The following is a 25724-nucleotide window of genomic DNA, read 5'->3' on the forward strand; positions in this document are numbered from 1 at the left end:
TTTAGGGGAGTGACTATTTATGGCAGAGAAAAAAGTAATTGTTGTCGGTGGAGGACTTGCCGGTCTAATGTCAACAATTAAAGCAGCAGAACAAGGCGCACATGTCGACTTGTTCTCACTTGTTCCTGTTAAACGTTCACACTCTGTGTGCGCACAAGGTGGAATCAACGGAGCAGTAAATACAAAAGGTGAAGGCGATTCACCAACAGTCCACTTAGACGATACAGTATATGGTGGAGATTTCTTAGCAAATCAACCGCCAGTTAAAGCGATGACAGATGCAACACCTCAAATTATTCATTTATTAGATCGTATGGGTGTAATGTTCAACAGAACGAATGAAGGTTTATTAGATTTCAGACGTTTTGGTGGAACAATGCATCACAGAACAGCATATGCTCGGTGCAACGACTGGTCAACAGCTACTATACGCTTTAGATGAGCAGGTTCGTAGTTTTGAAGTAGATGGTTTGGTTACTAAGTACGAAGGCTGGGAATTCTTAGGCATAGTTAAAGATGATGACAACATGGCTAGAGGTATTGTTGCTCAAAACGTAACGACTTCTGATATTGAATCATTTGGTTCTGATGCAGTTATCATGGCTACAGGTGGACCAGGTATTATCTTTGGTAAAACTACAAATTCAATGATTAATACTGGTTCAGCGAGCATCAATTGTTTATCAACAAGGTGCAATGTATGCAAACGGTGAATTTATTCAAATCCATCCAACAGCAATTCCAGGTGATGATAAACTCAGATTAATGAGTGAGTCAGCACGTGGTGAAGGTGGACGTATTTGGACTTATAAAGATGGTAAACCTTGGTACTTCTTAGAAGAGAAATATCCGGATTATGGTAACCTTGTTCCGCGTGATATTGCTACACGTGAAATCTTTGATGTCTGTGTTAACCAAAAATTAGGTATCAACGGTGAAAACATGGTATACCTTGATTTATCACATAAAGATCCACATGAATTAGATGTAAAATTAGGTGGTATCATTGAGATTTACGAGAAATTCACAGGTGATGATCCTCGTAAAGTTCCAATGAAAATCTTCCCAGCGGTACATTACTCAATGGGAGGACTTTATGTAGATTACGACCAAATGACAAACATCAAAGGCTTGTTCGCAGCCGGTGAATGTGATTATTCACAACATGGTGGTAACCGTTTAGGTGCCAACTCATTATTGTCAGCAATTTATGGTGGCACAGTTGCAGGTCCAAATGCTATCGAATATATTTCTAATATCGAATCTTCTTACACTGATTTAGATGATAGTATCTTTGAAAAACGCGTGAAAGAAGAACAAGAGAAATTTGATAAATTACTCAATATGCAAGGTTCAGAAAATGCGTACAAATTGCATAGAGAGCTCGGAGAAGTTATGACAGCCAACGTAACCGTTGTTCGTGAAAATAAAACTTTATTAGAAACTGATAAAAAGATTTTAGAATTAATGGAGCGTTATAACAATATTGATATCGAAGATACTCAAACTTGGAGTAACCAAGCAGTATTCTTCACTCGTCAATTATGGAACATGCTTGTACTTGCCCGTGTAATTACAATCGGTGCATACAACCGAAATGAATCTCGTGGTGCACATTACAAACCAGAATTCCCTGATAGAAATGATGAAGAATGGTTAAAAACTACTTTAGCAACATATCAAGGAAAAACAGAAGCGCCTAAATTCACTTACGAAGATGTTGATATAAGCTTAATTCCACCTCGTAAACGAGACTACTCTACGACGTCTAAAGGAGGTAAATAATTATGGCAGATACAAAAGAAGTAAATGAAACAGCAACGCAAGAAGAACAAAACCAACAACCAAGCCAAAAATCAATCAAATTAATTATCAAACGTCAAGATACAGAAGAATCAAAACCTTATGAGGAAGAGTTTGAAATTCCTTATAGAGAAAACTTAAACGTTATAGCATGTTTAATGGAAATCAGACGTAACCCAATTAACAGTAAAGGTGAAAAAACAACACCGGTTATCTGGGATATGAACTGTTTGGAAGAAGTATGTGGTGCTTGTTCAATGGTGATTAACGGACAAGCAAGACAATCATGTTCTGCAATTGTTGATCAATTAGAACAACCTATTAAATTAGAACCAATGAGTACTTTCCCAGTTGTTCGTGACTTACAAGTTGACCGTACTAGAATGTTCGATAACTTGAAACGTATGAAAGCTTGGGTTCCAATTGATGGCACTTACGATTTAGGTCCTGGACCTCGTATGCCTGAGAAAAAACGTCAAACAGCTTATGAATTATCAAAATGTATGACATGTGGTGTATGTTTAGAAGTTTGTCCTAACGTTACAAGTAGTAATGATTTCGTTGGCGCACAAGCAATTTCACAAGTTAGATTATTTAATTTACATCCAACAGGCTCAATGACAAAAGATGAACGTCTTGAAGCCTTAATGGGTGGCGGTGGCTTACAAGCATGTGGTAACTCTCAAAACTGTGTAAATGCATGTCCTAAAGGTATTCCTTTAACAACATCGATTGCAGCATTAAATAGAGAAACATCATTCCATATGTTTAAATCATTCTTTGGTTCAGATCACCAAGTCAATTAATAACATATAATATAAACAAGAGACTTAGCATCTATTTAAAACAGATGTTAAGTCTTTTTTATTTTAAGAATCTTCGGATTTTGAAAAAACATGGAATATGGCTAGAGTCTTTTATCTCTCGTTCATATTATTCTACGAGTGGTCAGATCATTACTAATCTTATAATTATATCTGTATAACAAAAAATAATATTGTATTTCAGTCTTGATAAATGATTTTGAAATCAAGGCTATGCTACAATAAAGGACAAGCAAATGAATAAGGATGTAATTGAATATGGAGAAACCAATTGGTGTAATAGACTCGGGTGTCGGTGGATTAACAGTAGCAAAAGAAATCATGCGCCAACTACCACACGAAACAATTTATTATTTGGGTGATATTAAACGTTGCCCTTATGGCCCAAGAGAAGGCGCAGAAGTTAGGAAATTCACAACAGAATTAGCTGAAAAGCTGATGGAATTTGATATAAAAATGCTTGTTATTGCTTGTAATACTGCTACTGCAGTTGCTTTAAAACATTTACAAAAATTATTAGCTATTCCAGTCATTGGTGTCATTGAGCCTGGTGCGAGAACGGCAATTATGACAACGAAAAATAATGATGTTTTAATCTTAGGTACAGAAGGTACAATTAAATCTGAGGCTTATAGATATCATATTAAAAATATTAATCCTAATGTAGAGGTTTCTGGTATCGCATGTCCTGGCTTTGTTCCTTTAGTTGAAGAAATGCGTTATAAAGATCCTACAATAACAAGTATTATCGTGCATCAAACATTGAAACATTGGAGAAATAGTAATGCAGATACTGTTATATTAGGTTGTACGCATTATCCGTTACTCTATCAGCCAATAAACGATTATTTTGGTGGCGAAAAAGTGGTAATTTCTTCTGGTTTAGAGACAGCACGTGAAGTAAGTGCACTATTAACGTTTAGTAATGAACATGTCGCTTATACAGCCCACCCAGAGCATAGATTTTTTGCTACTGGTGAAACAGAGCATATCGAGCGTATAATTGAAGAATGGTTAAATATGGAAACGAAAGTAGAAAAAATAGAAGTATAGAAAGAGGGAACATCATAGTGGAAGATATTGTAATTGCATCAAATAATAAAGGTAAGATAAATGATTTTAAAGTTATTTTCCCAGATTTTAATGTCATAGGTATTTCTGAAATTATTGAAGATTTTGATGTAGAAGAAACTGGCGATACTTTTGAAGCCAATGCAAAATTAAAATCAGAAGCAGCGGCAAAAGCATTAAACAAACGTGTGATTGCAGACGACAGTGGACTTGAAGTATTTAGTTTAAATGGAGAGCCAGGTGTATATTCGGCTCGATATGCCGGCACAGCTAAAGATGATGATGCTAATATAGAGAAAGTGCTTTCCAAATTAGGCGGGGAAACAGATCGTAGTGCACAGTTCGTATGTGTAATTAGCATGAGTACGCCGAATGAAGAAACAGTTCAATTTAAAGGCACAGTACAAGGAGAAATCACATTAAATAAAATTGGAGAAAATGGATTTGGTTACGATCCGATATTTTATATAGATGACAAGAATAAAACAATGGCTCAACTCACTGTTGAGGAAAAAAGTGAAATAAGTCATAGAGGTAGAGCAATAGAGAAGTTACGACACTATTTAGAAGGTGATGCTTAATGACAAAATGGATTATAGTCAGTGACAATCACACTGAACAAGGCGTGCTTTTTGATGTCATCAATCATCATGAAGATGCAGATGTTGCATTGCATTTAGGCGATTCTGAATTTGCTTATGATGATAGTGAACTAAGTCATTTTCATAGAGTGAAAGGAAACACAGATTTTTCTCCAGAATTTCCAAATGAAGAAAAAATAGAAAAAAATGGCATTCATGCTTTCTCCACGCATGGTCATCTATATAGCGTTAATCGTACAAGAATGAAATTAGCTGAAAAGGCTACGGCGCTAGGTTGTAAATTTGCTTTTTATGGTCATACACATGTAGCAAAATATGAAAATATTGGCGGCGTTCATGTTATCAATCCTGGTAGTATTTCACAATCACGAAGCCGAGTTGAAGAAACTTATGCAGAGCTATTGATCAATGAAGAAGAACAAAGCGCAAAATTAAATTTCCGTAATCGAAATCACGATATAATTGATAGTGAAACATTTAGTATATAATATGATTAGCGCATATTCGAGTCATTATGGATATGCGCTCCTATATATTATTAAAAAGAATAAATAATTAATATGGCAGTTTCAGCGGTTGTTTTAATTTAAATTTCAAAAAAAGTATGAAAATGAGATAAAAGGTTTATTATAGTGAAAAATCATATTTATTTTTAATGCTTGGAGTATTGCTTTATTAGGCTAAGTTAGATATAATTATTCTTGTGTTCAAAAAGATTATGTCCTGGTAGCTCAGTTGGATAGAGCAATGGCCTTCTAAGCCATCGGTCGGGGGTTCGAATCCCTCCCAGGACACTATAACCCGTTGTTGTGACAACGTTTCAAGAGAGTGAGTGTCAAATATGTGTCAAGAGAATAATTCTCTGACACGTTGACCTTGCTCTTTTTTATGTTCATCAAGTAAATGTGTATAAACATCAAGTGTAATGGCTATGCTTGCGTGTCCTAATCTTTTACTAATATATTCAATCGATATTCCTTTACTAATAAGGTAACTAGCATGCGTATGTCTTAATGAATAAGGTGTGATTTCATCTTTGATATTAAATTCGTTTTTTGCTTTTTTAAACACTTTAGATATAGCAGTTTGAGATAATCCAAATAAATCACCATTAATCTTTTGTGGTTGTTTTGAAATTGCTTTTTTAATGTAGCTTAAATCAATGTCAGATATTTCTATTTCTCTATCTGCGTTTTCTGTTTTAGTTCCAGGCAAATGAATTAAACCAGGTTTATAATATAAGTCCTTATAAGTCATTCTATTTACTTCTGAAAACCTCGCACCAGTTATCAAAAGAATATATAACACAAGTGTGCTTTTATCATCTTTCCTTTTGAAATATTTTCTTAACTGCTCATACTCTAATATTGTAAGAAACTTAACACTTTCTTTTTTAGGTAATTTAGTACCTTTGTAATTCACTTTATAAGTTGGGTCTTTCTTCAAATAGCCATCATATATAGCATCTTTAATACAACTAGATATATACAAATGTACTTTTCTAACTGTTTCTGATGTTCTGCCATTTGCATAATTAGAAATAAACTTTTGATATTCATTTCTAGTAATGTTTTTAATTAGAATATCTTCACCAAAATGAGTTAGAAATAAATCAAGTGCATGATCATACCAATATTGTTGTTTCTCACCAAGTTTATTTTTCCCATTCGCTAACAACCAATCTCTATAATATTCTTCAAACCTTTTGTTATCCTCTATATTATTCCCGTCTTCAATATCTCTAATCAATTGTTGCGCCGCATAAGTAGCTTCTGCCTTGGTCTTAAAGCCAGACTTACGTTTTTTACCCGACTTAAAACTTGAATCTTTCACATCGTATTGCCACGAAGTAGACGTTTTATTTTTTCGTTTTGTCACTGTAAAAGTTGCCATTTTACTTAATCCTCCTTTAATCTTTTGAAATTTTCTATTAAGTAAGTTTGCATCTCACGACTTATAAACCTGTATTCCTCATTGTTGTGCTTTGGTAGATAAGTGAATGGTTCTATTTCTGGCCAAATAACCTCGTTTTTGATTAAGTTGTTCATAAGCCACTTTCTACTCTCATTGGTTTCGTACATCAAGTCTTCCATATTCCACCAAGTTTTATTTGTAATTTTATTTTTCCCTAATAGATAATCATATTCATCTTTAGTTATTATTAAATAATCATCTGGCAATTCAAAGTTTATATTTATGGACTTTTTCATTACTTTCCTCCTAAAAAAGATAAAAATATATAGGGCATAGTTAAATGCCCTAAGTTAGCCATATCTAAACCGAATTTTGACTTGTCTAAATCGTCTTCTTTAACTATTTTTTCTTATTTAGTAGCAGTTTCTTGTTTTTTATTAATATTAAATATGTGATACTAGTAATAACTATCTTCCAATATTTTTAGTTCTAAACCCAATAATTTTATTAAAGAAACTTCTGTTTGTATTTTCAATAATATTTCCATTTTTTTCTAAAATTTCTTCGAATTTTTTTGGCTTTCTTTGCTAGTAATACGAATTATTTTTCCGTTTGAATTATATTTGCTAGATAAGACAAAATCATCTTTTACAACTTTCTCATTAGGGATTAATATAAATTCATCGATTATTTCGTGTGTTTCAACATATTTTTGTTTTATTTTATCTTTTTTTATGAATAAATTAAAGATTTTAAATGCCTTATCTTCAATAATTAATACAGTTTCTTTTCCATTTTGCATAGATATTTCAATGAATTCATCTGCTTCTGAAAAATGCTCTTTCAAATATTCCTTTTCATTTCTTCTCATCATACATTCTCCTTAATAATTATTATAATTTAAGCTGTATCAAACTACATTATGATGTTGAAAAATTCCAATAGTTAGAATTTGATTACATACTGCTTTTTATAATACTTTATAACTTTAAATACTTACTTTTCAACTAACTCGACATGTTTTGATAATTTATGTGAATTACTTATTTTATAATGATATGTTTCTATAATTATGCGTAATAAGGTAGTTTGCACGTCTAGCGTAATTTTTAAATTAAAGATTTTATAGGATGATTTTTAATAGTCGATCTATTAATATTAAATATTCTTTATACAAAAAAAGCAGTTATAATACCAAGTAGTAATATGATAAGAAGAGCTTTTGCACTGTTATCTTTATTCTTCACTTTACTTTCTCCTAATCATTTATATTGAAATTCTAAATAATAACTTCAGTTTATAAAAAACAATATCAAATTTTAGACAAAAATATATAGCGCAGTGGTGACTGCCCGTGAAGTTAATCTTCTATATTATCAATTGCATATTGTGCTTCTTCCTCTGTGAATTTGTCTCCAAGCATCTGAAGTAAGTTGATTATATAATTCATCATCTGACATATCCATCATATCAATATAGTTTTCAGCAGATTTCAATGCGTTTTCTTCATAATCTGTTTCTAAATTATCAACTGCATATTGCGCCGCATCACTAGGATATTTATCACCAAGCAGAAGAAGTTAATTGGTCATAGATACCTGCTTTTGACATATGCATCATATCTGAATATGTTTCAGCAGAATTCAAAGCTGCTTTTTCTTCACGACTAGCTTTGCCTGTATCTTTTTCTGTATCATTTTCATTTTTTGATTCTTCAGTCGTTGTTACTTCTTCTTGCTGACTATGTTCTTCACTAGTTTCTTCATCTATATTAGTTGTATCATTTTCTTTATCTTCTAAATCTTTTATATCACTCTTTAAATCTCTGTTTTCAGATTTAGTTGCTTCTAGTTCTGTCTTTAAATCTTCATCGTTAGTTTCATCATTGGTTTCATCGGCACCTCCAAAACTAACAAAATAAATTATTACAAATAAAGCGGTAATAGGCACTCTTAACCAAAATGACCATTTTTTAAAGTTCCACATTAAAGCAATACCTACTGGATAGATGAATATGAGCGCTAAAATTATTACCCAATTACGTTCATACCATTTAATTTTATAACTCGAATTATTCAAACTATTTAAATTTTTCAAATCTTTGTCCATCATACACTCTCCTTAATAATAACTTTTATATAAAAGCGCCACGAAGGTCGCTAGTATTAGAATAATTTTTGACTCGCTACAACTCTACCAACTATTTTAACTTCATCTTTTGCGCTATATACTTGTGGGTAATGATTGGGGTTGTTAGATTCAGGTATTAAGATAATTTGATCTTTGTTATATCTTATTCTTTTAACCGTCGCGTTATATCCGTTAATCATTACTACTCCTAGCTGACCATTTTCTACAATTGAATCTTTTTCGATTACTACAACGTCTCCTTCATCGAAAATCTTATTCATACTATCTCCAGAAACTTTCAATCCAAATTCTTCTTTATCTAAACTGATTTTATCTTTTGCAAAGTATATGTAATCAATTAGATTTTCTTCACTATATATTGGAAGTCCAGCAGAAATTTGAGATACAACTGGAATTTTCTTAACTGGTAAAGTTTCTATTGAAGACTCTGCTTTAGGTTTTTCAATTCCCATTAAATCTTCTGGTTTAATATCTAATCCTTTACAAATTTTGATGACGTTTTCTACTTTAGCGTTAAATACTCCTCTTTCTAAAATAGATCTAACTGTTGTATAAGCTAAACCGACTTCTTCTGAAAAAGCCTTCACACTACCTGATTTTATTTCCATTAGACGTTTCAAATCTTTTTCTTTAGTCATATTCGTTTACCTCATTTCTAATTTGTACCTATATAATAACATGCGAAAAATCGTATATCAAGTCAATTTTTGAATAAAAATATGAAAATTAGTATTGACCTAGTACGAAAATTCGTATATATTGTAATTAAGCAATCGACAAGGTTGCTAAAATTTTTAAACTTTAGTACGAAAATTCGTATTAAGGAGGAGGTACTATGTTGTCGAACTTAGAAGATGTCAGAAAACAAAAAAAGTATCTCTGGTAGATATCGCTGATTTATTAGAAGTAAGATATCAAACAGTTTCAGATAAGATTAACGGAATTTCAGATTTTAAGTTTGGAGAGGCGTTACTTATTAAGAACCAATTTTTTCCAGAGTACGAAATAGAATACCTGTTTTCAAAAGAAAAACAATCAACTTAATAGGAGGAAAACAAATGCAAGAATTACAAACAATCAATATCGAAAGTAATTCAGAATTAGGTCCAGTAGTTTCAAGTAGAACAGTAGCAGAAGAATTAGGAAGAAGACACGGTGATGTAATAGACAGTTTGGAAACAATGATTTTAGAAAACGGAAATGTTCGTTCTCTAATTATACCAAGCGACTACAAAGTTGAGGGACAAAGAAGAAGTTATAAAGAATACCTTTTAACTAAAGATGGTTTCACAATATATATGTTTAACATTCAAGGTCATAACGATTTCAAGTTGGCTTACGTTAGTCGTTTTAACGAAATGGAAGAACAAATTCAAAACAAATTGCCAGGATCTTATAAAGAAGCTTTAACTGAATTACTGGTGAAAGTTGAAGAAAACGAAAAGTTACAACTTGAAAACAATATGAGTAAACAAAAAATTGCAGAATTTGAACCTAAAGCATCATACCTTGATTCAATTTTACAAAATAAGAGTTTAGTAACAGTAGGACAGATAGCTAAGGATTATGGCATGTCTGCACAAGGATTGAACAAACTACTTCACGATTTAAAAGTACAGTACAAACAATCTGGACAGTGGTCGCTTTACTCAAATTTACATGATAAAGGTTATACACATTCATCTACTACAGAAATTGAACATAAAGATGGAAGTACATCAGTGAGAATGAATACTAAGTGGACGCAAAAAGGGCGTTTGTTCATTTACAACTTGCTAAAAGAAAATGACGTATTACCAACAATCGAACAATAGGAGGAAACGGAATGAACACATTAAACACAATAAAAACAGCAATCATACTATATACTGCCGTAACAATAATAGAACAATTGCTTGAACGTGAAGTGAATATTAACTTTCTTTTTCCATCAAAGAAAAAGCATCAATCGAATCGAAATAAACAAACAAGTGATCTAATGGGAATGTTGTAGAACCAGAGGTTACAGTTACATTTTTAAATGTAAACCTTGAAACGGTTCTTCATCATTAACTAAATCATCTGTTAATGAATGTAATTCACGTTGAAGCGAATTATCAGATTCGGTTGTCAGGTAAGGTGCACCTGTAACAAATGAACCATTAACAATTAAAAACAAATCACTATCACTTTCGTAAGCTTCTAAAAAAATTCACCAAATGCAGAAACTTTATCTTTTGCTTTCATATTTCTCACCACCTTTGCACACAGATAAATAAATTATACCAGAAAGGAGTCGATTTAAATGGAATATATCGGATTTGCAGATGCAAAAGAGTTTATAAATATCAGTGGTATTTCTAGGGACGACCTTGAAGATAAAGTATATCCAAACAAAGAGTTCCAAGAAGCATGTATGTACCGATTTGGAAAAGGAAACAAACGTTACATCAAAGTAAGACCAACAATCGATTTTATAGAACAGAAAATATTCATTAAAGAAACTAATTTATAAGGAGGGATTAAATGAGAGGTTTACTAGCATTGTCAACTGCTATAGTCGTATTCTTCATAGCTTTGATATTCACGAAAGACTTTATCCACTTGTTTCTAATCTATTGGATAGCCGTTTGCTTTAGCTACATGGCTTGGGACAGTTGGATTAACTATCTAAAGACAGAAAAAAAGACTGAAACTTGTACCAGCAAGTAACAGTCAGGAACGATTAACAAAATATACAACTTAAATATACACCTAAATAACGGAGGTAGTCAAATGTATTACAGAATCAATGATGAAAACAAGAAGGTAATCAATGTTCAAGGATTCCAATTCGTCTTACGTGTTAGAAAGAAGACTCAATTTGAAGCGAATATATCTGTTGAAACATTAGACAACTTATTTATAGATGAAATTTTAGTATCTGATGAAGAACTAGGCTTAAACACTGCAAGAGAAATCTTAGAACAATCCGTATTCAAATGGATAGATGAGAACACAGATGAAGCAGATAGAGTAATGAGCGCTGTGATGACATGGTAGGAGGAATATAAATGAGTACATTATTTAATCTAACTGACAATTATAAACAAGTTTACGACTTAATAGCAGAACAAGGTGATGAACAACTATTAAACGACACACTAGATAGCATAAACGACGCTTTAGAAGATAAGGCAGATGGTTATGTATCAGTTGTTAAATCACTAGAGAGTGACAACAAAGCCATAGATGACGAAATCAAAAGGCTACAACAACGTAAGACAACTAACAAGAATGGTATTGATCGCTTGAAAAAATCATTGAAAGAGTCTATGGAATCAACAGGTAAGACTAAATTTAAAACAGCATTGAACAGTTACAACATTCAAAACAATCCACCTTCTTTAAATGTAATTGAAGAAAAACACATACCAAGTGACTTTTGGCTTTCACAAGCGCCTAAGTTAGATAAAAAATCATTATTGAAACACATTAAAGAAAACAACGATGTTGATGGTGTGGAAATTAAACAAACTCAAAGTTTAAGGTTGAGATAAATGACTGAACAAAACAATGAACAAGTAGATCTTTTAACTCAACTAGGTGTTAAGGATATTAGCCAACAGAATGCGAATAAGTTTTATAAGTTTGCGATATACGGAAAGTTTGGAACTGGGAAAACTACTTTTTTAACTAAAGATAACAACGCACTTGTACTTGATATTAACGAAGATGGTACGACAGTTTCAGAGGATGGTGCAGTAGTGGCGGTTAAGAATTATAAACATTTCTCTTATGTAATAAGAATGATTCCCCAGATATTAGAACAGCTTAGAAATAATGGTAAGCAAATTGATGTAGTAGTTATTGAAACAATACAAAAACTTAGAGATATAACAATGGACGATGTAATGGCTGGTAAGACACGTAAAGCCACATTCAATGATTGGGGTGAAACAGCTACTCGAATAGTAAGTATGTATAGATACATTTCTAAGCTACAAGAACAATACCAATTCCATTTAGCTATTAGTGGTCATGAAGGCATCAATAAGGACAAAGATGATGAGGGTGGAACAATTAATCCTACTATCACAATTGAAGCGCAAGAACAGATTAAAAAAGCAGTAGTAAGCCAATCAGATGTACTAGCAAGGATGACTATAGAAGAAACTGAACAAGATGGTCAAAAGCAATTTGATTATGTACTGAATGCAGAACCATCAAGCTTATATGAAACAAAAATTAGACATTCACAAAACGTGACAATAAGTGACAAACGATTTATTAACCCAAGTATTAACGATGTTGTACAAGCAATTAGAAACGGAAACTAAACTAAAAATTAAAAGGACGGTATATAAATTATGAATATTACAGGACAAGCTAAACACATTAAAGAAACTAACCAAGAGGCATTTTTAAAAGGCGGCGACTTCTTAGGAGCCGGAGAGTTCACAGTTAAAGTTAAAGACGTTGAATTTAATGATAGTCAAAACAGATATTTTACAGTTGTATTTGAAAATGCTGAAGGTAAGCAATATAAACACAATCAGTTTGTACCACCATTCCAACAAGATTTCCAAGAAAAACAATATGTAGAGTTCCTAAGTAGACTAGGTATCAAATTAAACTTACCAGACTTATCTTTTAACACAGATGAATTAATTAATAAGGCAGGAACTATAGTTTTAAAACGTAAATTAAATGAAGATCAAGGTAAATATTTTGTAAGACTTTCATTCGTAAAAGTTTGGAATAAAGGCGATGAAGTAGTTAATAAACCAGTACCTAAAACTGACGAAATGAAACGTGAAGAACAACAAGCGAACGGACAAGGACAACAAAAAGATTCATTAAGTGATCAAAGTAATCCTTTCGCAAATGCTAATGGTCCTATTGATATAAATGATGATGACCTTCCATTCTAGGGTGTGATGAAATGCAACAAATTACTAGATACCAATTGGATAACGACGGCACTTATTCCGTCGTTGCCACTGGTGTTGAATTAGAAAATAGCCATATTGAATTAATCGAAAATGGATACAATCTAAACGCTGATGTAACTGTACCAGACAATAAATTGATTTCAATTGACCAACGTAAAAAGATATTTGCGATGTGTAGAGATATTGAATTGCACTGGGGAGAACCAGTTGAAGCATTGAGACAAAGATTTCAAAGTGAATTAGAAATTATGAATGGCTATGAACGTATTAGTTTAAGTGACTGCACAAGGAAGATAGCTGGTGAATTAATCGAACTAATCATAACTTTCATATTCCACAATCAAATACCAATGAGAATTGAAACAAGCAAACTATTACAAGGTGATAAAGCGATGTTGTATTGGGCAACTGTTAATCGCAACTGTGTAATTTGTGGGGAGCAGAAAGCAGACCTCGCACATTATGAATCAGTAGGTCGTGGCATGAACCGTAAAACAATGGATCATCACGGTAAACATGTTCTTGCATTATGCGGGCGCCACCACAATCAACAGCACTCGATAGGTGTTAAATCATTCGATGATTTATATCACTTACACAATAGTTGGATATCAGTAGATGACAAGTTAAACAGTATGTTACGAGGTGAAAAACAATGATGATGCCTAGAATGATTAAACCAATAGACAGAAAAGCTATAGGATATAGAATCGCATCACTTAGAGCAGGTGATGATTGGTCCCAAGAAGAATTCGCAAATATATTCAAAGCAAATAAAAGTATTGTAAGCAAATGGGAAAGAGGTATTCATTTACCTAGTATGGACAGGTTGAGACAGATGGAACAAATATTCAATATAACACTTAAATGGCTGTTATATGGAGAAGGTGAGAAGAATGGCAACATTTAGAGCTATAAAAGAAAGTGGCAATTTCGTAACAGTACACAAAAACTTTATTCACGATAGCAATCTTACGTTCAAATCTAAAGGGATTCTACTTTATTTATTGAGTCGACCGGATGATTGGCAGATATATGAATCTGAAATATTAAAACATACTAATGATGGTAAGGATAGCTTGAAATCAGGCATTAAAGAACTTGAAGAAATAGGATATGTAGTAAGAACTAGAAAACGTAATGATAAAGGGCATCTTAACGGTTACGAATACTTAGTATATGAGCACCCTATCCAGAGCGGAAATTCCTACCTAGGATTATCCGACAACGGAAAATCCAACATCGGAAAAACCGGTAACGGAGAATCCGTCCCTACTAATAATAATAGAACTAAGAATGATTTAACTAATAATAACAATACTAATAATGATAATACATTGTCGGGCAACCCGACTATACCTTATCAATCAATCGTTAAATATCTAAACGAAAAGACTGGTAAACATTACAAACATACAACTAAAAAAACGAAGTCATTTATAGAAGCTAGATGGAATGAAGATTTTAGAGAAGATGACTTTAAAAAAGTTGTTGATGTAAAAGTAGCAGAATGGAAAGGTACCGAACAAGATAAGTACTTAAGACCAGAAACACTATTCGGAACTAAATTCGAAGGTTACCGTAATCAACAAGTAAGCAATAAGGAATCAAATGATAACCCTTATGCAAATCTATTTTAGGGAGTGAGTAAATGAATCCCTTTGAGAATATCGCAAGTAAAGTAGGATTTAAGAACAAGATAGTTAAACAAGAGAATGAGTTGAAATGTGAAAAGTGTGGACGTACTTATGATTACTATGAATTTGATAATGGCCAAATAGTTAAAGATGGTTGTGACTGCGAAATGATTGCTCTAGCTAAACAAAAGAAAGCAGAGTTTGATAAGCGTAACAAATTAGCTAAAGCTAATAGCATATTCAAGAAATCAATTATCAATGATGATCTATCACAATGTACCTTTGATAACTATAAAGCAATTAATGAAGAATTAGCACGAGCTAAAGCATTATGTGAAAGATATGTAGAAAACTTCACACTTGATAATAAACAGTCACTACTGTCGCAAGGTTCCTTTGGTACAGGTAAATCACATTTATCCATGTCTATTATCAAGACGGTGAGAGAAAAAGGATACTCAGTCCTTTACATGAACGTTCCACAATTAATATCAACTATCAAAGGAACTTATAACAAAAATACTAATCTAACCGAACAAGACTTAAACAGAATTATTAGTGAAGTAGATTTAATGGTGTTTGATGATTTCGGGATTAACATGAATGAGTTTGCTACAGGTAAGATGTTTGAACTTATTGAATCAAGAGTTGGCAAACATAACATATATACTACTAATTTAAATGCACAGGAACTAAGCAAGAATAAAGACGCACAACGTATATTTAGCCGAATGATGTCTAACACAACATTAATCAAAATGAACGGTGAAGATTATCGAATGAGAGGTATCAAATTTTGATAACTAAGAAATTTATCAAACAAAAACTTGAGTGTTCTGATATATATGCTCAGAAACTTATTGAAGCGTCACAGGGAGACAATAATACATTGTATAACCTATTTATCCAAAAGTTGAATGAACGCCAAAGACGAGTGGCTATTGTGGAGGTAAGGTAATTGGGATTAAGCACTGAATATGATTTGAAAGATAGTACAAGTAAAGTAGTTGGTTCTGTTATACCACTTAACAATAAAACGAATAGGTTATTTGGATTGTATAAACGATATGGATTAGATGAATTCATCGTTACAGATAACAGGTTAAAAAAATAAAGAAACATTTCAATTTAACTAGAGTAGATCAAACAAGTATATTTGATTTCATACAGGAGTGAGGACATGGAAACAATCGAGTTAAAAGTTGATGCGCCTATGTCATCACCTAGACCACGATTTAGGAACACTGGCAAGTTTGTACAGACATACATGCCTAAGAAGTATACAGACCATAAAAAAGACTTACAGTGGCAAATGCCAATGTTAATGATAGATGAACCAATCAAACTAACAATAGAGTTTCACTTCCCATTGTTGAAGTCATGGAGTAAGAAGAAACATGTGGCGATGGTTGGACAGTATAAACGTACGAAACCAGATATAGATAACTTAATCAAAACAGTGTTAGATGCTCGCTAATGGTCACTTATGGAATGACGATAATCAAATAGTAGAGATTACAAGCTTTAAGAAGTATGCAGAAGAACCAAAGATAATCATGCATTTAGATATAGAAGGTGATCCCGATGAATGAAGAAACAATCAAGATTAGATACAACGTGACATACGAGAAGTCGTTAAAAGTTCTAGCACATGCTAATCATGAGGATTGTCAGATAGAGGAACAGATCTACTATGAAATGCCGACTAAAGAAGATGAATATACAGATGCAAAAGTGATTAGATTTGAAGAACCGACAATTATAGATAGAGGATTCTAGGAGGACATAACGATGATAACAATACATGTATTTGGTAAAGATTACGACATATTAGGAGAAAATTTAAAATGCGTTGAGAGATACGGATTAAATCACACTACTTTGAGAAATCGATTAACTAAAGGTTGGACATTGCATGAAGCTTGTCAAGTTCCGAAAGGTGGTAGATTAGATGATTTCAGAACTGAACAAAAATTGAAAGCTATTAATTATGATACTGATTTAGGTAGAGAAAAATATTCGGAAGAGAAACATAGAAATGATAGACCTTGGCTTTATGATGGAACCCCACAAAAACACAATAGAGGGAAGTGGTGCAAGTATTTAATGAATACAAGTATATTTCCGAAAGTGGTGAAGTAGATGAAGATTAGAGAATTAGATCCTAACAAAGCACAATACATTATTGTACATGACTTAGGTAAAAGTGAATATAGCTATGGTATGAGAGTGATAGGTAAAGTGATTGAATTACGTTACAACTTCGACAAAGAGATTGAGAGTGCAATTATAGAATCTATACCTGAACATCAATATGAAATTACAGAAGATAACAATTTTGAACTATGGAAAGATTACATTGCTAATAAGACTGAACGTGTTAAGAGGTGAACAGTATGGGGCAGAAACAACTTTATGAATACGTGATATACAAGGGTGATGAAATTATATGTGCTGGCACACGTAAAGAATGTGCCGAGAAGCTAGAGGTTAGTGAACAGACAGTTGGTTTCTTATCTTCTGGTGTAAATAAGAGACGTGCGGCGAATAGTAACAGACCGAATAGCATTAGGTTAATAGCAGAGAAAGTATTGATATCTGAGATAGAGAAAGAGCTAGCGATATGATCCTATCAGATACTATAAAAGCTAAATATAAATTAAATACATGTGGGCTACAGACACATGAAATTGCAAAGTTACTACGTGATAAAGGTGTTAAAGGATTCGTAATATCTTCGAATGATAGAAATGTAATCGTAGCAGTACCACGTGAGGATATAAAACGGAACAGGAAGATAATGGAGGATTTGCGCATATGAAACAATTCACAGTTTGGCTAGCAGTCGTAATCATACTGACAATCGTGCTATTGATAATGTGGACAACTATGTAAGGGAGTGGTGAGGGTGAAGAAGAAATTTACAATTGAAGTTGAAATGGAAGAAAGATGGATTGATTGTTTTATGTCGATGTTAAATAAAATGGAACACCTCGGTAATTTAGGAGCTTCCAGAGATGTTTCTATCTACTCAGATGGTGATGGAGATTTTCGACCTAAATTTAAAGCAGATGTAGATTGGGAAAAAGTAGAATCTGATATAGAAGATAACCATTATGATGCGGGGTAGTATGAACGTATTTTAAATCAATAAGGAGTGATGGCGAGTGAAATTATTAAAACCCTGTCCGTTTTGTGGTGGTCAAGCAGATATGAGATATAGTTTTGACAAAGCTTTGATTGAGTGTACAAATACAAAGTGTAAACTACAACCTTCTACATGGTTATATGTAAAAACAGATAGTGTAAATAAACTAGTTAATATTTGGAACTCAAGAAATTATGAGGAGTGATGGCGAGTGAGTTATGAATATGTAGACTTCGGAGAACAACGTGATTACAAAGCAGAACGAGATACATTGAAAGATGATGTTTTAGCTTGGGCAGTTACTTGCAATAATTTAGAACAAGAAAATAAAAAGCTAAAAGCAGAACGTGACAAATTCGAAAAAATGCTCAATAAAGAATGCGAATGTGGCTATAAATTGGAAGGTCAATTGCATGATATGACAAAACAACGAGATACTTTAATCGACGATCTATCTTGGTATAAAGCAAAGGTTAGTAGGTTGGAAGAAAATAACGATAGGTTGACAGATGGTGTAAAGACTTTGGAAATTGAGAACGCTAATAAATTGACACTCAATTGGGAATTAAAAGGATATGCGGACATGTACAAGGGAGACAGTGATGAATATAAAACCCTTCTATCCGAATTCTCCCAACACATCGGCAACAAACCATCGAGCAACGACGTATAAGTATTTTAGAGCGAAGTTGGACGCGTTGGAAATTAAGGAGGACGAGTAAATGTATTCTTTATTAGAACTTGAAAATGTATATGCCAGCCTCAAAGAAGGAATGAGTAAATTTCACGATTTTAAATTCGATACTTTACTGATAGTTGCGCCGATAACATTAGGAACTAATCATATTTGTAAAGCTATAAAAAATACTGAATGTAACAATGATTCCACAATAAAATATATAGATAGATTAGATGATGACAACATCATGGGATGAACATTGATGAGAAAAGAGAAAAAAGCTAAATCAGTTTATTAACCGAAAATAGCTGAAATGAAAGGTGCAAGATAAGCCATGAAGCATAATATTGTAAATAACACATAAATAAATCCCTTAATTTCGTCACTCATAGATTCAACCCCTTTTATAGAATCAAGAAAGTAATTTTAAAATAGTCCGAGCAATGAAGTCAATAATATTATAAAAACGAAAATCAGGGAGGACAAATAACATGAATGAACTAATCAAATTGGTAGAACAATGGAGTATAGGTAAAAACTTACACAAAGGTAATTCAGATAGACAAGCATTGAAATTCTATGAAGAGGTCTGGCGAAGTTGGTGCAAGCATTATCACGTAACAAGATGGATGATCTAAAAGACGGTATAGGCGATACAGTCGTAACTTTAATTATATTGGCACAACAACATGGAATGACATTAGAGGAGTGTTTACAGTACGCGTATGACGAAATCAAAGGAAGAAAAGGAAAGACAATCAATGGAACGTTCATCAAAGAATCAGACTTGTAAAGATATAGACATTTTACAAAAAGTTAAAGAGGTGTTACAGCGTGACTAATTATTTAATCCGACACATAACCGACTCTACAGGTCATCCGTTTGTAGAAGTTATTAAGCCACGTGAGAATGAGTGTTACGAGATTGTGAGTGCGGATAGTAAGGAAGAAGCTGAAAAGGTAGCTAAAAAACGTTAAGGAGGTTGGTTTGTAATGATAACTGCAATGATAAGTATTTACGCGATAAGTTTTCTGTTTCTTTTGCATCCAGTTATAGATGGATTTCTTTTAAAGAAAGAACGCAATAAACAAATCAAAGTGTATGTAGATGAAACAAACAAAATAGCTTTTATTGCACCTCAGAAGAAAGCAAGCCAAGAAGATATAGAAGAAATATATCAAAGTATAATATATTCCTATGATGAAGTCATTATGGTGTCACAGGATGTCATTTTTAAAGGAGCGTATCGTAAAGAATGAAAGCATATAGAAAAGTAATCGAATTTATTATTTATACTGTGTTCACAGCTATTGTAGTAGGTATAAGCACAATCATATTAGGTTTAATGATCTTAGGTATACAAAATATATATTCATTAATATTATAGGGGGATGAACATGCAAGAGTTGAAGCGAATAGATTATGCTAAATTAGAAGATTATCTTGAGCATATCAATAAATATAAAAAAGATTTGAAATTCAGAGAGTATGAACTGTTAAGCAATCATGATTCTGAAAATCAAGAAGGTGGAAAAGCAAATCTAATTAGCAATCCAGTTGAACGACAAGTCATAAAGTGTGAACAAGATCCTAAGTATAAGAAATTAAAAGATATTGTTGAAGGGACACAAAGGTTCTTAAAGCAATGTGATAATGAAACTCTTGAAATATTTAGACTGATATATTGGGATAAACCATATGATTGTAATACATGGAATGAGGTGGCAGATAGATATTACACAAGTAAATCTAGTATGTTGAGATACAGAGATGTTCAATTAGAAAAATTGTCACAAGAAATTAATTACGTTTAAATTTGGACTTTTACTGCTGTTGAAGTCCACGTGAAACCGATGTAATATGATATTATGTTCTTAATTGAACAACATACGTTTCTTTTACTGGTGGTTACAATTCTTTAGTGCATGGAATTTTCCTTTTCTACAATTAGTATTGACGCATTTTTACTCCTTTAGGTCGGCTGAGAGCTAACTCAGTCGGCTATTTTTATGATAAAATATTAATCAAAATAAAAATGGGGGATTGTTATGGATAGATTAGATATTAACGAAGATTATTTTAAATTGTACGAAAACAGATTATATCACGTGTTTATTATCAATCCAGAGGAATATAGTCGCTTTTGTGGCAAAAAGTACGCTATTATCATAGAAAATAAAAATCAAATTATGTTTCCGTTAGACAAAGATGAAAATATTGAGAACCAAGTAGAATCTTATATTAAAAATTTTGATAAAGAATTAGAATATAAGCATTAATTAGAAATCTTTACCCAAGCACCCATTCCCGTTGAGGTGCTATTTTTATACACAAATTTAACAAGCTATTAGCATAATGAGGTGGTAATATACGATGAAACTTACATTGAAACAGCAGAGATTAGTAGATGAATACATTAAAACAGGAAATGCTTATCAATCTGCAAAAAACGCAGGTTATAGTGATAGTTATGCAAAAGTAGATGTTCATAAAGCCCTAGTCAAACCTAGTTTGAAACAAGCTTTAGATAAGCGACTGGAAGAACATAGGAAAGCTACAATTGCAGACCAAGATGAGATACTTCAATATCTAACTTCTGTAATGCGTGGTGAAGTATCAGACCAAGAGTTGATACCTATACAAGTAGGACGTGGCGAAATGGAAGTAGAAGAAATAGAGAAACGTTCTGATACTACCGCAAGAACTAAAGCTGCTGAATTATTAGGTAAGCGACATACAATGTGGACCGATAAACAAGAGGTAACACAGCGCAATATTGATATAAATATAGGTGAGTATGATGACGACAGCGACAGTTAATCTGAACATCTCAAAGCCTCACAGAGTATTTAACCGCAACATATTTGAGGTGCTGACAGATTATAGCCATTTTACAGAGGTGCATTATGGTGGCGGCTCAAGTGGCAAGTCACACGGCGTTGTGCAAAAGGTGGTACTCAAAGCGCCGCAGGATTGGAACCACCCCCGAAAGATATTGTGGCTCAGAAAAGTTGGTGCAACGATTGCAGATAGTTTGTTCCAAGATGTGAAAGGTTCCTTAATCGACTTTAAGGTGTGGGAGCTTTGCGAATGGAACAAGACAGACAATCGTGTGACACTGCCAAATGGTGCCGTGTTCCTATTCAAGGGCATGGATAACTCAGAGAAGATTAAATCAATCAAAGGCATCAGTGACGTTGTGATGGAGGAGGCATCAGAGTTCAATCTGAATGACTACACACAGCTTACTTTACGTCTGAGAGAGAAGAAACACCTCTACAAACAGATTTATTTGATGTTTAACCCAGTGAGCAAATTGAATTGGGTATACAAATATTTCTTTGCGGGCGAGCCACACAAAAATACATTAATTAAGCAATCAAGTTATAAAGATAATAAGTTTCTTGATGAAATGACAAGAGATAACCTTGAAGATCTAGCAAACAGGAACCCTGCCTATTACAAAATATACGCATTAGGTGAGTTTGCGACACTCGACAAGCGCGTATTACCTAAATATGAAGTTGGGATTCTCAATAAAGAAGATTTAAGGTACATACCCTCTTATTTTGCGCTTGATTATGGTTATGTGAATGACCCGAGTGCATTTATACATGTCAAAGTAGATAAGAAAAATAAGAAACTCTATATATTAGAAGAATATGTTAAGACAGGCATGTTAAACGATGAGCTAGCAAATGTCATCAAGCAGCTAGGCTATGCTAAGGAACGCATCACAGCAGACAGTGCTGAGAAGAAATCCATTGCTGAAATGAAACGTGAGGGCATTGAGCGCATCAAGCCATCAATGAAAGGCAAGGACAGCATCATGGCCGGCATACAGTTCATAAGCCAGTTTGACATCATAGTTGATGAGCGTCGCTACAAGACAATTGAGGAGCTAGACAATTACACGTGGAAAAAGGATAAGCAAACAGATGAGTATTACAACGAGCCAGTTGATACCTACAATCACTGTATTGACTCACTAAGATATGCAGTTGAGGAGCTTATGATTCAGAACCGTGAAGATAAAAAAGATGCGAACGATTTACGCAAAATGAGACGATTATTCTAGGAGGTGTAGCACTTGAGTGAAATGAAAAAGAAGTTTAGCCCGAGGGCAAATGCTGATATATTGGCGGAAGATGCAGACGAGATTGTTGGCGACTATACTAAGCTACAGAATTTAGTTAATCAGCATAAAACAGAGCGAGGCATCACGCCTTATAATGTTAGAGCAGTATTTCCTAAGTGATAACACAAACATATTAACCGGTGAGCGCAGAAAAGATGCTGAGAAAGCTGACCACCGTGCAGTGCATAACTTTGCGAAATACATTTCACAGTTTATTGTCGGATACCTGACAGGCAATCCGCTGACATTCACACACGATGACAGCGAGCACACAGCAAGCCATATACGACTTAAACGATTTAAACGATGCAGATGCAGTCAATAGCGATATTGCGCTTGACTTAAGCATATATGGCCGTGCATATGAGATTGTATTCAGAGACGAGTTCAACAGAGATAGATTCCTGACACTCGACCCTAAGAACACATTTGTAATTTACAATCATGACATTGATAAGAAAATCATTGCAGGCGTACGATATTACGACACAGTGGACGCTGAGGGGTACAGAGTCAATCATATTGAGTTGTACACAGCAACACACTTGCACAGCTATGTAATCCGTAAAGGTGAGCTAAGCAGCGTACAGGACATTGAGCATCATTACAACGATGTGCCAATCATTGAGTATCTGAATAACAAATTTAAGCAAGGTGATTTCGAGAACGTCCTCAGCTTAATTGATTTGTATGATGTCGCACAGTCAGACACAGCGAACTATATGACTGATACGAACGATGCAATGCTTGCAGTGGTCGGTAATGTTGAAATGGACGGCGACGATGCACAGAAATTTAAAGACGCAAACATGATTCACGTTAAGCCTGAAATGAATGCAAACGGTGGCGAGGGCAAAGCCGATGTGAAATACATCTACAAGCAATACGATGTACAAGGCTCAGAGGCCTATAAAACAAGATTGCAGAATGATATTCACAAGTTCACCAACACGCCTGACCTGACAGATGAGAATTTCACAGGTACGCAATCCGGTGAGGCTATGAAATATAAGTTATTCGGATTAGAACAAGCTAGAGCTGTTAAGGAGCGCTTATTTAAAAAAGGATTATCTAAACGCTACAAGCTGCTATTCAATAACTTAAACATTCTAGGCACTAAGACGCATGATCATGAAGAAATAGACATAGCCTTTACGCCTAACCTGCCTAAATCCATGAAAGATAATGTGGAAGTAGTCAACTTGCTAGCAGGTACGGTATCAGAAAAAACACGTTTAGGATTATTGGACTTCATTGACGACCCTGATGCTGAGATTGAACGCCTGCAGCAAGAGGAGGACGAACAGCTCACACGTGCGGACAATCGCGAATACAGTTTCGACGACGAACCGAAAGAGTGATTAAATGGCAGACCTAACAAGTAAAAAATATTGGCGTGAACGTGCAGAGCGCATCATAGCAGTTGAGGCTAAAAAAGATGATGAAGTCATTGAAGAAGTCCGTAAGATTACAAGCTCGACGATGAGCCAGTTAGCAAATGAGATATACAGTTTCTATGCTAAATACGCAAAAGCTGAGGGCTTAACTGTTGCTGAGGCTAAGAAGAAAATACAAAAGACTGATATTAAAGAGTTTGAGGATAGAGTCGCTCAGTATGTTAAGAATAAAGATTTCAGCGAGAAAGCCAATGCTGAACTCAGACAGTACAACACTAAAATGTATGTAAGCCGTGAACGCATGTTATTGCAGCAGCTTTCAGCCATCATGGTGAACGGCACAGCACTCACTGAGGTCGAGTTGAACAAATATCTGAGTAAATCAGTTGATAGAGAAGTCGAACGACAAGCCGGCATATTAGGCGAATCAGCACTCATCAATCCGAATGGTGTGAGGGCTATCGTAAACGCTGATTTCCACGGTGAAACGTGGAGCAATAGACTTTGGGCAGATATGGAACAGACACGAAAGACCGTACTCAAGACAGTACAAAATACGCTTTTACGTGGACGCCACCCAAATGAATTTGTTCCTGAGCTTAAAAAGAAATTAGGTGTTACGACCTCAGATGCTAAACGATTGCTTATCACAGAAACGGCTAGAGTTCAGACAGAGGCACAAAAGCTGCACTATATGGAAACAATCGGCGGTGATGCTACAATTGAGTTTGTGGCTAAGCTAGACGACCGCACGTCCGATGAGTGCAGACACGCTGACGGCAATAAGATTAAAGTATCTGAAATGGTTGTAGGCGTGAACGTTCCACCGCTCCACCCTTATTGCAGGTCGACAACAGTGCCCGCAGTTGATGAGATTGAGGACGAGCTAGAGGCTTTCTTCAAAGAGCGTGAGGGTAAGTATATAAATGAAAACCTTGAGCAATCAACGAACACCGATGAGAGTATTGATACTGAAAGCCTAGAAGACCTGAGAACTGACGTGAATAATATTATCGTCAGTCTCGAAGATGGCATAGGCAAACGTAGAGCTAAAAAGCTTAAGAAAACTTTTGATAAAGTCAAAGATAATAAGTCAGCATCGAAGTTTTATGATTTACTAGACAAACAGCAAAAATATATCAACAGAAAATCATTACCTAAAAGTTACTCAATCAAAATTGACTTATTAAAACAAATGCTTAAACAAATAGGCTTATAAGGAGGATTCCCTTTCATGAATAGAATGATTAAATATATGGCCAGTATTGCTGAGAGCCTACACGGCATACACAGAGAACTGATAATATTGAACAAATCAAACCCGAGCCAACAAGCCAAAAAAGAAGATAAACCCAAAAACACAAGAGAGTTAGACCCAAAAGGTTTCATTTAAGCTATTCACATTAATTTGTGAGTGGCTATTTTTTATGCCTAAAACGTGCTGAG

At 34.0% G+C, this 25724-nt stretch carries 41 protein-coding genes, 1 tRNA gene and 5 pseudogenes; 40 read left to right on the top strand and 7 right to left on the bottom strand.

Features of this window, described 5'->3' with window-relative positions:
• Positions 1 to 19 precede the first annotated feature (19 nt).
• From sdhA to ABLV95_RS03220, 6 genes and pseudogenes are all read left to right on the top strand, one after another.
• Positions 20 to 1785 (top strand): annotated as a pseudogene (gene sdhA, locus ABLV95_RS03195) (succinate dehydrogenase flavoprotein subunit).
• Positions 1786 to 1787: 2 nt separating this feature from the next.
• Positions 1788 to 2609, top strand: coding sequence for a succinate dehydrogenase iron-sulfur subunit (gene sdhB / locus ABLV95_RS03200; RefSeq protein ID WP_460872543.1), 822 nt, complete (start codon positions 1788 to 1790; stop codon positions 2607 to 2609).
• Positions 2610 to 2885: 276 nt separating this feature from the next.
• Complete coding sequence (racE, locus tag ABLV95_RS03205) at positions 2886 to 3680, top strand: glutamate racemase (protein WP_460872544.1); 795 nt, start codon at positions 2886 to 2888, stop codon at positions 3678 to 3680.
• Between the two features lie 17 nt (positions 3681 to 3697).
• A complete protein-coding gene (locus tag ABLV95_RS03210) occupies positions 3698 to 4279 on the top strand; it encodes an XTP/dITP diphosphatase (RefSeq protein WP_427704926.1) in 582 nt (193 codons plus the stop codon).
• The gene (locus ABLV95_RS03215) at positions 4279 to 4788 is read left to right on the top strand and encodes a YfcE family phosphodiesterase (protein ID WP_069816314.1); all 510 of its coding nucleotides are present in this window, start codon (positions 4279 to 4281) and stop codon (positions 4786 to 4788) included. Before ABLV95_RS03210 ends, ABLV95_RS03215 begins: the two co-directional genes overlap by 1 nt.
• Positions 4789 to 5020: 232 nt before the next feature.
• Positions 5021 to 5094 (top strand) — tRNA-Arg (locus ABLV95_RS03220).
• 52 nt (positions 5095 to 5146) lie between these two features.
• On the opposite strand, the gene ABLV95_RS03225 is transcribed toward ABLV95_RS03220, so the two are convergent.
• The 6 genes from ABLV95_RS03225 to ABLV95_RS03250 all read right to left on the bottom strand — a co-directional run bounded on the left by ABLV95_RS03225 (position 5147) and on the right by ABLV95_RS03250 (position 9003).
• Positions 5147 to 6193: a tyrosine-type recombinase/integrase gene (locus tag ABLV95_RS03225; RefSeq protein ID WP_427704923.1), complete on the bottom strand. Its 1047-nt coding sequence runs from the start codon at positions 6191 to 6193 to the stop codon at positions 5147 to 5149.
• 5 nt (positions 6194 to 6198) lie between these two features.
• Complete coding sequence (locus tag ABLV95_RS03230; protein ID WP_427704921.1) at positions 6199 to 6510, bottom strand: DUF771 domain-containing protein; 312 nt, start codon at positions 6508 to 6510, stop codon at positions 6199 to 6201.
• A 257-nt stretch (positions 6511 to 6767) separates the two neighbouring features.
• A complete protein-coding gene (locus tag ABLV95_RS03235) occupies positions 6768 to 7085 on the bottom strand; it encodes a hypothetical protein (protein WP_460876360.1) in 318 nt (105 codons plus the stop codon).
• 489 nt (positions 7086 to 7574) lie between these two features.
• Positions 7575 to 7667 carry an Ltp family lipoprotein gene (locus tag ABLV95_RS03240; RefSeq protein WP_460876362.1) on the bottom strand — a complete coding sequence of 31 codons (93 nt, stop codon included), beginning with the start codon at positions 7665 to 7667 and terminating at the stop codon, positions 7575 to 7577.
• 110 nt (positions 7668 to 7777) lie between these two features.
• Positions 7778 to 8323 carry an Ltp family lipoprotein gene (locus ABLV95_RS03245; protein WP_460876364.1) on the bottom strand — a complete coding sequence of 182 codons (546 nt, stop codon included), beginning with the start codon at positions 8321 to 8323 and terminating at the stop codon, positions 7778 to 7780.
• 56 nt (positions 8324 to 8379) lie between these two features.
• Positions 8380 to 9003, bottom strand: coding sequence for a helix-turn-helix domain-containing protein (locus ABLV95_RS03250; protein ID WP_427704913.1), 624 nt, complete (start codon positions 9001 to 9003; stop codon positions 8380 to 8382).
• 197 nt (positions 9004 to 9200) lie between these two features.
• On the opposite strand from ABLV95_RS03250, the pseudogene ABLV95_RS03255 reads away from it, so the two are divergent.
• The 3 genes and pseudogenes from ABLV95_RS03255 (at position 9201) to ABLV95_RS03265 (ending at position 10358) form a co-directional block, all read left to right on the top strand.
• Positions 9201 to 9409: pseudogene (locus ABLV95_RS03255) on the top strand (XRE family transcriptional regulator).
• A 14-nt stretch (positions 9410 to 9423) separates the two neighbouring features.
• Entirely contained in the window at positions 9424 to 10179 is a 756-nt protein-coding gene (locus ABLV95_RS03260) for a phage antirepressor KilAC domain-containing protein (protein WP_460876366.1), read from the top strand.
• An 11-nt stretch (positions 10180 to 10190) separates the two neighbouring features.
• Positions 10191 to 10358 carry a hypothetical protein gene (locus tag ABLV95_RS03265; protein WP_460876368.1) on the top strand — a complete coding sequence of 56 codons (168 nt, stop codon included), beginning with the start codon at positions 10191 to 10193 and terminating at the stop codon, positions 10356 to 10358.
• Positions 10359 to 10373: 15 nt separating this feature from the next.
• Here ABLV95_RS03265 and ABLV95_RS03270 read toward each other — a convergent pair whose 3' ends face one another.
• Entirely contained in the window at positions 10374 to 10523 is a 150-nt protein-coding gene (locus ABLV95_RS03270) for a hypothetical protein (protein WP_460876370.1), read from the bottom strand.
• Positions 10524 to 10649: 126 nt separating this feature from the next.
• On the opposite strand from ABLV95_RS03270, the gene ABLV95_RS03275 reads away from it, so the two are divergent.
• From ABLV95_RS03275 to ABLV95_RS03425, 31 genes and pseudogenes are all read left to right on the top strand, one after another.
• The gene (locus ABLV95_RS03275) at positions 10650 to 10859 is read left to right on the top strand and encodes a hypothetical protein (protein ID WP_460876372.1); all 210 of its coding nucleotides are present in this window, start codon (positions 10650 to 10652) and stop codon (positions 10857 to 10859) included.
• Between the two features lie 260 nt (positions 10860 to 11119).
• On the top strand, positions 11120 to 11386 hold the full coding sequence (locus ABLV95_RS03280; protein WP_427704901.1) for a DUF1108 family protein: 267 nt from the start codon (positions 11120 to 11122) through the stop codon (positions 11384 to 11386).
• 11 nt (positions 11387 to 11397) lie between these two features.
• Positions 11398 to 11883, top strand: a complete 486-nt coding sequence (locus tag ABLV95_RS03285) for a siphovirus Gp157 family protein (RefSeq protein WP_427704899.1) — start codon at positions 11398 to 11400, stop codon at positions 11881 to 11883.
• A complete protein-coding gene (locus ABLV95_RS03290; protein ID WP_427704896.1) occupies positions 11884 to 12663 on the top strand; it encodes an ATP-binding protein in 780 nt (259 codons plus the stop codon).
• Between the two features lie 30 nt (positions 12664 to 12693).
• Positions 12694 to 13257, top strand: coding sequence for a single-stranded DNA-binding protein (locus tag ABLV95_RS03295; RefSeq protein ID WP_427704894.1), 564 nt, complete (start codon positions 12694 to 12696; stop codon positions 13255 to 13257).
• Positions 13258 to 13268: 11 nt separating this feature from the next.
• Entirely contained in the window at positions 13269 to 13937 is a 669-nt protein-coding gene (locus ABLV95_RS03300; protein WP_460876376.1) for a putative HNHc nuclease, read from the top strand.
• A complete protein-coding gene (locus ABLV95_RS03305; RefSeq protein ID WP_427704890.1) occupies positions 13934 to 14188 on the top strand; it encodes a helix-turn-helix domain-containing protein in 255 nt (84 codons plus the stop codon). The genes ABLV95_RS03300 and ABLV95_RS03305 overlap by 4 nt, the downstream gene beginning before the upstream one ends.
• Entirely contained in the window at positions 14175 to 14918 is a 744-nt protein-coding gene (locus ABLV95_RS03310; protein ID WP_427704887.1) for a conserved phage C-terminal domain-containing protein, read from the top strand. The genes ABLV95_RS03305 and ABLV95_RS03310 overlap by 14 nt, the downstream gene beginning before the upstream one ends.
• Before the next feature lie 11 nt (positions 14919 to 14929).
• A complete protein-coding gene (locus ABLV95_RS03315; protein ID WP_460876379.1) occupies positions 14930 to 15715 on the top strand; it encodes an ATP-binding protein in 786 nt (261 codons plus the stop codon).
• Entirely contained in the window at positions 15712 to 15873 is a 162-nt protein-coding gene (locus ABLV95_RS03320; protein ID WP_046465219.1) for a hypothetical protein, read from the top strand. Before ABLV95_RS03315 ends, ABLV95_RS03320 begins: the two co-directional genes overlap by 4 nt.
• On the top strand, positions 15874 to 16029 hold the full coding sequence (locus ABLV95_RS03325; RefSeq protein WP_427704885.1) for a hypothetical protein: 156 nt from the start codon (positions 15874 to 15876) through the stop codon (positions 16027 to 16029).
• Between the two features lie 66 nt (positions 16030 to 16095).
• Positions 16096 to 16507, top strand: a pseudogene (locus ABLV95_RS03330) (RusA family crossover junction endodeoxyribonuclease).
• Positions 16500 to 16694 (top strand): hypothetical protein, encoded by a 195-nt coding sequence (locus ABLV95_RS03335; RefSeq protein ID WP_046465222.1) that lies wholly within the window; start codon positions 16500 to 16502, stop codon positions 16692 to 16694. Before ABLV95_RS03330 ends, ABLV95_RS03335 begins: the two are co-directional and overlap by 8 nt.
• A 12-nt stretch (positions 16695 to 16706) precedes the next feature.
• The gene (locus ABLV95_RS03340) at positions 16707 to 17057 is read left to right on the top strand and encodes an SA1788 family PVL leukocidin-associated protein (RefSeq protein ID WP_046465223.1); all 351 of its coding nucleotides are present in this window, start codon (positions 16707 to 16709) and stop codon (positions 17055 to 17057) included.
• Positions 17058 to 17306 carry a hypothetical protein gene (locus ABLV95_RS03345; RefSeq protein ID WP_056935516.1) on the top strand — a complete coding sequence of 83 codons (249 nt, stop codon included), beginning with the start codon at positions 17058 to 17060 and terminating at the stop codon, positions 17304 to 17306. It begins immediately after the preceding gene.
• Positions 17307 to 17311: 5 nt separating this feature from the next.
• Positions 17312 to 17542, top strand: coding sequence for a hypothetical protein (locus tag ABLV95_RS03350; RefSeq protein ID WP_056935517.1), 231 nt, complete (start codon positions 17312 to 17314; stop codon positions 17540 to 17542).
• Positions 17543 to 17823: 281 nt separating this feature from the next.
• Positions 17824 to 18045, top strand: coding sequence for a hypothetical protein (locus ABLV95_RS03355; protein WP_040762774.1), 222 nt, complete (start codon positions 17824 to 17826; stop codon positions 18043 to 18045).
• Between the two features lie 37 nt (positions 18046 to 18082).
• Entirely contained in the window at positions 18083 to 18268 is a 186-nt protein-coding gene (locus ABLV95_RS03360) for a Lar family restriction alleviation protein (protein ID WP_069812647.1), read from the top strand.
• Positions 18269 to 18274: 6 nt separating this feature from the next.
• Positions 18275 to 18736, top strand: coding sequence for a hypothetical protein (locus ABLV95_RS03365; protein WP_460876384.1), 462 nt, complete (start codon positions 18275 to 18277; stop codon positions 18734 to 18736).
• A 49-nt stretch (positions 18737 to 18785) separates the two neighbouring features.
• Complete coding sequence (locus ABLV95_RS03370; RefSeq protein ID WP_460876386.1) at positions 18786 to 18998, top strand: hypothetical protein; 213 nt, start codon at positions 18786 to 18788, stop codon at positions 18996 to 18998.
• A 235-nt stretch (positions 18999 to 19233) separates the two neighbouring features.
• Positions 19234 to 19535, top strand: a pseudogene (locus ABLV95_RS03375) (MazG-like family protein).
• Between the two features lie 41 nt (positions 19536 to 19576).
• Positions 19577 to 19720 (top strand): DUF1381 domain-containing protein, encoded by a 144-nt coding sequence (locus ABLV95_RS03380; RefSeq protein ID WP_141714480.1) that lies wholly within the window; start codon positions 19577 to 19579, stop codon positions 19718 to 19720.
• 15 nt (positions 19721 to 19735) lie between these two features.
• The gene (locus ABLV95_RS03385) at positions 19736 to 20002 is read left to right on the top strand and encodes a hypothetical protein (RefSeq protein WP_002512144.1); all 267 of its coding nucleotides are present in this window, start codon (positions 19736 to 19738) and stop codon (positions 20000 to 20002) included.
• On the top strand, positions 19999 to 20130 hold the full coding sequence (locus ABLV95_RS03390) for a hypothetical protein (RefSeq protein ID WP_277583628.1): 132 nt from the start codon (positions 19999 to 20001) through the stop codon (positions 20128 to 20130). The genes ABLV95_RS03385 and ABLV95_RS03390 overlap by 4 nt, the downstream gene beginning before the upstream one ends.
• Before the next feature lie 10 nt (positions 20131 to 20140).
• On the top strand, positions 20141 to 20557 hold the full coding sequence (locus ABLV95_RS03395) for a transcriptional regulator (RefSeq protein ID WP_103169997.1): 417 nt from the start codon (positions 20141 to 20143) through the stop codon (positions 20555 to 20557).
• Positions 20558 to 20791: 234 nt separating this feature from the next.
• Complete coding sequence (locus ABLV95_RS03400) at positions 20792 to 21022, top strand: hypothetical protein (RefSeq protein ID WP_056935523.1); 231 nt, start codon at positions 20792 to 20794, stop codon at positions 21020 to 21022.
• A 94-nt stretch (positions 21023 to 21116) separates the two neighbouring features.
• Entirely contained in the window at positions 21117 to 21563 is a 447-nt protein-coding gene (locus tag ABLV95_RS03405) for a terminase small subunit (RefSeq protein WP_411039115.1), read from the top strand.
• Positions 21544 to 22821 (top strand): PBSX family phage terminase large subunit, encoded by a 1278-nt coding sequence (locus ABLV95_RS03410; protein WP_460876391.1) that lies wholly within the window; start codon positions 21544 to 21546, stop codon positions 22819 to 22821. Before ABLV95_RS03405 ends, ABLV95_RS03410 begins: the two co-directional genes overlap by 20 nt.
• Positions 22822 to 22842: 21 nt before the next feature.
• A pseudogene (locus ABLV95_RS03415) lies at positions 22843 to 24242 on the top strand (phage portal protein).
• A gap of 4 nt (positions 24243 to 24246) precedes the next feature.
• Positions 24247 to 25497, top strand: a complete 1251-nt coding sequence (locus ABLV95_RS03420; protein ID WP_411039113.1) for a minor capsid protein — start codon at positions 24247 to 24249, stop codon at positions 25495 to 25497.
• A gap of 15 nt (positions 25498 to 25512) precedes the next feature.
• The gene (locus ABLV95_RS03425; RefSeq protein WP_411039112.1) at positions 25513 to 25671 is read left to right on the top strand and encodes a hypothetical protein; all 159 of its coding nucleotides are present in this window, start codon (positions 25513 to 25515) and stop codon (positions 25669 to 25671) included.
• The last annotated feature ends 53 nt before the right edge of the window (positions 25672 to 25724 follow it).

This window comes from Staphylococcus sp. Mo2-1, from assembly GCF_046721385.1.
In the GTDB taxonomy this organism is placed as follows: Bacteria; Bacillota; Bacilli; order Staphylococcales; family Staphylococcaceae; genus Staphylococcus; species Staphylococcus equorum_A.

Bases quoted from the DNA above. Each gene is read 5' to 3' on its own strand.
- ABLV95_RS03240 (WP_460876362.1), bottom strand. From the start codon at position 7,667: ATGATGAATTATATAATCAACTTACTTCAGATGCTTGGAGACAAATTC.
- ABLV95_RS03350 (WP_056935517.1), top strand. From the start codon at position 17,312: ATGGGGCAGAAACAACTTTATGAATACGTGATATACAAGGGTGATGAA.
- ABLV95_RS03400 (WP_056935523.1), top strand. From the start codon at position 20,792: ATGGATAGATTAGATATTAACGAAGATTATTTTAAATTGTACGAAAAC.
- ABLV95_RS03285 (WP_427704899.1), top strand. From the start codon at position 11,398: ATGAGTACATTATTTAATCTAACTGACAATTATAAACAAGTTTACGAC.
- ABLV95_RS03310 (WP_427704887.1), top strand. From the start codon at position 14,175: ATGGCAACATTTAGAGCTATAAAAGAAAGTGGCAATTTCGTAACAGTA.
- ABLV95_RS03275 (WP_460876372.1), top strand. From the start codon at position 10,650: ATGGAATATATCGGATTTGCAGATGCAAAAGAGTTTATAAATATCAGT.
- ABLV95_RS03335 (WP_046465222.1), top strand. From the start codon at position 16,500: ATGAATGAAGAAACAATCAAGATTAGATACAACGTGACATACGAGAAG.
- ABLV95_RS03280 (WP_427704901.1), top strand. From the start codon at position 11,120: ATGTATTACAGAATCAATGATGAAAACAAGAAGGTAATCAATGTTCAA.
- ABLV95_RS03225 (WP_427704923.1), bottom strand. From the start codon at position 6,193: ATGGCAACTTTTACAGTGACAAAACGAAAAAATAAAACGTCTACTTCG.
- ABLV95_RS03235 (WP_460876360.1), bottom strand. From the start codon at position 7,085: ATGAGAAGAAATGAAAAGGAATATTTGAAAGAGCATTTTTCAGAAGCA.
- ABLV95_RS03340 (WP_046465223.1), top strand. From the start codon at position 16,707: ATGATAACAATACATGTATTTGGTAAAGATTACGACATATTAGGAGAA.
- racE (WP_460872544.1), top strand. From the start codon at position 2,886: ATGGAGAAACCAATTGGTGTAATAGACTCGGGTGTCGGTGGATTAACA.
- ABLV95_RS03345 (WP_056935516.1), top strand. From the start codon at position 17,058: ATGAAGATTAGAGAATTAGATCCTAACAAAGCACAATACATTATTGTA.
- ABLV95_RS03250 (WP_427704913.1), bottom strand. From the start codon at position 9,003: ATGACTAAAGAAAAAGATTTGAAACGTCTAATGGAAATAAAATCAGGT.
- ABLV95_RS03405 (WP_411039115.1), top strand. From the start codon at position 21,117: ATGAAACTTACATTGAAACAGCAGAGATTAGTAGATGAATACATTAAA.
- ABLV95_RS03290 (WP_427704896.1), top strand. From the start codon at position 11,884: ATGACTGAACAAAACAATGAACAAGTAGATCTTTTAACTCAACTAGGT.
- ABLV95_RS03305 (WP_427704890.1), top strand. From the start codon at position 13,934: ATGATGATGCCTAGAATGATTAAACCAATAGACAGAAAAGCTATAGGA.
- ABLV95_RS03395 (WP_103169997.1), top strand. From the start codon at position 20,141: ATGCAAGAGTTGAAGCGAATAGATTATGCTAAATTAGAAGATTATCTT.
- ABLV95_RS03265 (WP_460876368.1), top strand. From the start codon at position 10,191: ATGAACACATTAAACACAATAAAAACAGCAATCATACTATATACTGCC.
- ABLV95_RS03420 (WP_411039113.1), top strand. From the start codon at position 24,247: ATGGCAGACCTAACAAGTAAAAAATATTGGCGTGAACGTGCAGAGCGC.
- ABLV95_RS03410 (WP_460876391.1), top strand. From the start codon at position 21,544: ATGACGACAGCGACAGTTAATCTGAACATCTCAAAGCCTCACAGAGTA.
- ABLV95_RS03370 (WP_460876386.1), top strand. From the start codon at position 18,786: ATGTATTCTTTATTAGAACTTGAAAATGTATATGCCAGCCTCAAAGAA.
- ABLV95_RS03245 (WP_460876364.1), bottom strand. From the start codon at position 8,323: ATGGACAAAGATTTGAAAAATTTAAATAGTTTGAATAATTCGAGTTAT.
- ABLV95_RS03300 (WP_460876376.1), top strand. From the start codon at position 13,269: ATGCAACAAATTACTAGATACCAATTGGATAACGACGGCACTTATTCC.
- ABLV95_RS03230 (WP_427704921.1), bottom strand. From the start codon at position 6,510: ATGAAAAAGTCCATAAATATAAACTTTGAATTGCCAGATGATTATTTA.
- sdhB (WP_460872543.1), top strand. From the start codon at position 1,788: ATGGCAGATACAAAAGAAGTAAATGAAACAGCAACGCAAGAAGAACAA.
- ABLV95_RS03390 (WP_277583628.1), top strand. From the start codon at position 19,999: ATGAAAGCATATAGAAAAGTAATCGAATTTATTATTTATACTGTGTTC.
- ABLV95_RS03315 (WP_460876379.1), top strand. From the start codon at position 14,930: ATGAATCCCTTTGAGAATATCGCAAGTAAAGTAGGATTTAAGAACAAG.
- ABLV95_RS03295 (WP_427704894.1), top strand. From the start codon at position 12,694: ATGAATATTACAGGACAAGCTAAACACATTAAAGAAACTAACCAAGAG.
- ABLV95_RS03215 (WP_069816314.1), top strand. From the start codon at position 4,279: ATGACAAAATGGATTATAGTCAGTGACAATCACACTGAACAAGGCGTG.
- ABLV95_RS03425 (WP_411039112.1), top strand. From the start codon at position 25,513: ATGAATAGAATGATTAAATATATGGCCAGTATTGCTGAGAGCCTACAC.
- ABLV95_RS03260 (WP_460876366.1), top strand. From the start codon at position 9,424: ATGCAAGAATTACAAACAATCAATATCGAAAGTAATTCAGAATTAGGT.
- ABLV95_RS03385 (WP_002512144.1), top strand. From the start codon at position 19,736: ATGATAACTGCAATGATAAGTATTTACGCGATAAGTTTTCTGTTTCTT.